The sequence below is a fragment of the Pseudomonas sp. S3(2024) genome (assembly GCF_036861315.1).
Taxonomy (GTDB): Bacteria; Pseudomonadota; Gammaproteobacteria; order Pseudomonadales; family Pseudomonadaceae; genus Aquipseudomonas; species Aquipseudomonas putida_A.
This window is the reverse complement of the sequence record NZ_JAZAQQ010000010.1, coordinates 63,818-68,328: the sequence shown is the minus strand read 5'-3', so window position 1 is coordinate 68,328 and position 4,511 is coordinate 63,818. Positions and strand designations below refer to the sequence as shown.

2 protein-coding genes are annotated in these 4,511 nt (G+C 61.6%); one reads left to right on the top strand and one right to left on the bottom strand.

All coding sequences use genetic code 11. The features are described 5' to 3' along the window. The first annotated feature begins 67 nt into the window (after positions 1 to 67). On the top strand, positions 68 to 1,027 hold the full coding sequence (locus VLA07_RS22630; protein WP_333991449.1) for an alpha/beta hydrolase: 960 nt from the start codon (positions 68 to 70) through the stop codon (positions 1,025 to 1,027). 980 nt (positions 1,028 to 2,007) lie between these two features. Here the strand turns inward: VLA07_RS22630 and VLA07_RS22625 are convergent. Then, positions 2,008 to 4,470 (bottom strand): TonB-dependent siderophore receptor, encoded by a 2,463-nt coding sequence (locus VLA07_RS22625; protein ID WP_333991447.1) that lies wholly within the window; start codon positions 4,468 to 4,470, stop codon positions 2,008 to 2,010. Positions 4,471 to 4,511: the final 41 nt, after the last annotated feature.

The window sequence follows — 4,511 nt, the reverse complement described above, 5'->3', positions numbered from 1 at the left end:
ACCCTGCCGTGAAACCCAAGTAAAACCGATCGGGCGCTGATGGCGCCCGATCGCTTTGGAGATTTGAATGTCATTGAATCCTGATATCGCCGCATTTCTGCAACTGGTCGGCAACGGCCGGGCCAGTGGCAAACGCGTCGGCATGCACGAGTTGAGCCCGACCGAGGCCCGTGAACAATTCGATCAGTCATCGTTGCTGATGGACGCCGGCGGTGAAGAACTGGCCGTAGTCGATGAGCTGCAATTGCCGGTGCGTGACGGTGCACTGTTGAACGCACGGATCTACAGCAATCATCCGTTGCAGGCGGGTGCCGGTCGTCCGGCACTGTTGTATTTTCATGGCGGCGGCTATGTGGTCGGCAGCCTCGACTCGCATGATTCGCTGTGCCGCGCGTTGGCTTCGCTGGCGGATTGTGTGGTGCTGTCGGTGGCGTATCGACTGGCGCCGGAACATCGCTTCCCGACAGCGGCCGACGACGCCCGCGATGCCTGGGACTGGCTGGTGGCGAGTGCTGCTGATCTGGGCATCGACACGGCGCGGCTGGCGATTGCTGGTGACAGCGTTGGTGGCAGCCTGGCCACGGTGCTGGCTGCGCAACTGACGGATGCCGCTGTGCAGCCGCGTTTGCAGGTGCTGATTTATCCGGTCACCGATGCCAGTCGCAGCACGCCTTCGATCGAGCGTTTCGCCGAAGGTTATCTGCTGGAGAAGGCTTCGCTGCAGTGGTTCTACGCGCACTATCAGCGTGATGCCAGCGATCGTCTCGATCCGCGTTTCTCGCCGTTGCTCGGCGAAGTTCCGGCCGATGTCGCGCCGGTGCTGATGGTGTTGGCCGAGTGTGATCCGTTGCACGATGAGGGCGTGGCTTATGCCCGGCATTTGCAGGCGGCGGGGGGGGCGGTCGACTTGCAGGTTTACGCTGGCATGACCCATGACTTCATGCGCATGGGGGCGATTGTTGATGAGGCTGAAGAGGCGCTGGGGTTGATTGCTGGGCGCTTGGTGGAGGTGTTTGATTTGGCTTGACGGGGTGGGTGAGTGGGTGAATATCCGTTGCTGCGGTAACGGCCACTTAGGGTTCCGCCCTTACGGCGGGTCACTTTTTCCAGACGCCGAAAAAGTAACCAAAAAGGCTTTACCCTGACGTTCGGCCCTCGCCTAGGCTCGGGTTCCTTCGCTGCGGGATTCATCCGGGGGGCAGCGCCTACGGTTTGCTTCGCTGCACCTCCTCTCGCGGTGTTTGGCTGCGCCAAACGGTCGCTGCGCTCCCACCCCCGGATAAATCCCTCCACTCAGCCTGCCGACGGGCCCTCAGATCAAAAGCGGTACTCGAGCTAACGCTCATTGTGTTGAGTGGGGCGGCTTCGCCGCAAGGGGTGCACGCTCTCTAAATTGTAGGAGCCAGCCTGCTGGTGAAGGCGGCCTGACAGCCGACCCATTTACAACTGAACACACCCATTCCAACTGTGGGAGCGGGCTTGCTCGCGAAGGCGGCCTGCCAGTCGACCAAACTCCAACTGAAAACACCCATTCCCACGCAGGAGCTGCCGAAGGCTGCGATCTTTTGATCTGCTTTGGCTTTGGCTTTGGCTTTGGCTTTGGCTTTGGCTTTGGCTTTGGCTCTTGATGTGGCTTTTGATCTTTTGCCCCTTCGGCAGGCCGAGCGTAGGTGTCCATCCGGGGGATAGGCGCGCAGCGCCATGCGGCGGAGCCGCATACATCGAGAGGAGGTGCAGCGAAGCAAACCGGAGGCGATGCCCCCGGATGGACACCGTAGCGAGGGAACACTGAGCCTCAGCGAAGTGCCGTACGCCGGGGCAAAGCCTTTTGGGTTACCTTTTCGGCGTCTGGAAAAGGTGACTCGCTGTAAGAGCGAAACCGCCAGCGGCAGCACCCGAAGCAACGGATATTCACCCAAAACCCCAAGAGCCTGGTCGGCCCCAAGGCCGCCAAGTCCCAAAAAAAAACGCCGGCAAATGCCGGCGTTTCAGTGCGCGCTAAACGTATTACCAGTTGTAGGTCACGTCAGCAGTCATGGTCCGGCCTTCGCCGTAATAGCAATCGAGGGTGCCGTTGCACGCAGCAACGTACTTCTCGTCAGTGAGGTTTTGCAGGTTGGCTTGCAGTTTCACGCCTTTGACATGCAGCGGCGATTTCTCCAGGTCGTAAGAGACCATGGCGTCATACACGGTATAGGACGGAATCTGGAACGAGTCCGACTCGTAATCCGAACCGTAGCTGCTGCGCACGTAACGGGCGCCCAGGCCCATGCCGAAACCGGCGAGGGCGGTAGAGATGTCGAAGTCGTAGTTGACCCACGCGGAGGCGGTCAGCGGTGGACGCATGGCCAGAGTGCGACCTTCGCGACCGTCGTTGTCCTTCTCCCACTTGGTCTGGTTACGCGACACCGCCGCCAGCACGCGCAGGTTGCGGGTGACGTTGACCTTGCCTTCCAGCTCGATACCGCGCGAACGCACGGAGCCGCTCTGGGTGCTGAAGCCCGGGTTGTTGAGGTCGGTGGTGAGCATATTGTCCTGGTCGATCTGGTACGCCGACAGCTGAATGAAGCCGTCGATGGCCTTCGGCTCGTACTTGACGCCGACTTCGTACTGCTTGCCGGTGGTCGGTTCGAAGGCGCCGCCGCTCATGTCGGTACCGGTCTGCGGCAGGAACGATTCGGCGTAGCTGACGTACGGCGTAATGCCGTTGTCGAACTCGTAGCCCAGGCCGGCACGCCCGGTGAACTTCTCGTCCTTCTGGTTGCTGTGGCCGCCGCTCAGCGGTTGCTTGTTGTCGGTTTCGGCAAAGTCATACCGACCGCCGAGGGTCAGGAACCACTGGTTCCAGCGCAGTTGATCCTGAGCGTACAGGCCGGTCTGGGTGATGGTGTTGTCCCATTTGTACGGCTGGCGGAAATTGATCTGGCTGCCATACACCGGGTTGTACAGATCCAGACCTGGAGCGGTGCGGTCGTACAGGCCGAGGAATTTCGAATTGTAGTGGTAGTAGTCCACACCCAGCAGCACGGTGTGCTCGACGTCGGCGGTGTGGAACTTGGCCTGGGCAATGTTATCGATGCCGTAGACCTTGTTGTGCTGCGACCAGTCCACCGCATAACGGCTCTGGTAGCTGCCGTCGTTGAGGCCGGTGACCGGGTTGGTCGGGAACGCATAACCGTGCAGCGGCGCCACGTACTGGTCGTTGATGTCGGCGTAACGCGCGTTTTGCTTCAGAGTCCAGACGTCGTTGAGTTCGTGAGCGATCTCGTAACCGACGACGAACTGCTCGCGGTGGTACTTGTTCACGTCCGGCTCGCCGAGGAACAGGCTGCGGCTGATGCGCCCGGCCTGGCTGCGATGCACGGTGCCGTTGGCCGGCAGGCCCTGGGCTTCCGGTACGTCGTGGTCTTTCTGGTACTGCCCGAACACGGTGATGGTGGTCTGATCGTTGGGCAGCCAGGTCAGGCTTGGCGCCAGCAGCATGCGGTTCTGGCTGGCGTAGTCGATGGCCGAGCCGCTGTCGTTGACCACACCGGTCAGGCGATAGAGGAATTCGCCCTGATCGTCGATCGGACCGCCGAGGTCGAAGGCACCGTACTTGCGGTCATAGCTGCCGCCGCCGAGCTTCACTTCGTGCAGCGGGGTCGCGGTCGGACGCTTGCTGACCATGTTGACGATACCGCCCGGCTGGTTCTGGCCGTACAGCACCGAGGCCGGGCCCTTGAGCACTTCGACGCGCTCCAGGGTGTACGGGTCGATCTGCAGCGAACCGCCGGTGCTGCCGCCGCCGTAAGGCATGTGCAGGCCGTCGAGGTACAGCGGAGTAGGGGAGAAGCCACGGGAGGTCGGTTCGTCGAAGATCTTCACCCGGTCCGAGAAACCGCCACCGGTCATGCCGGGCGTGTATTGCAGGGCCTCGGTGACGGTCTTCGAGCCGCGCATCTTGATTTCGTCTTGAGTGACGACGTTGATGGTCTGCGGGATTTCCTTGAGCGACGAATCGGTCTTCGAACCGGTGGCGCTGCGCTTGGCGACGATACCGTCGACCGGGCCCCAGGCCGATTCGGCGGTGGCGGAAATGCTGGTCGGGGCCAGATCGAGGCTGGCACCGCCGGTGCTGCGCGAACGCAAGGCGACGTTGTTGCCTTCGACGCTGTAGGCGATGTTGGTGCCTTGCAGCAGTTGCGCGATGGCGGCGGTCGGTTCCAGGTTGCCACTGACCGCGCTGCTGCGCAGGCCGCTGACTTCATCCGGGCTGTAAAGCACTTGGAGGTTGGTCTGGCGACCGAATTCCTGCAAGGCGCTCCCCAGCGACTGTGCAGGAATATTGATCGTCACGGCGGCGGCCTGGGCCTGGCCGATCATCGGCATAGTCAGGGCCATGGCGCAGAACGCGGGCAAGGTGCAACGGAAGGAGTGGCGGATCAGCAGGGCCTTGGCGAGCGGGTGGAGTCCGTGCGGTGCGGGCATTGTTCTTCTACTCTTCAAAGTGTTGACTGAGAACTATTTCT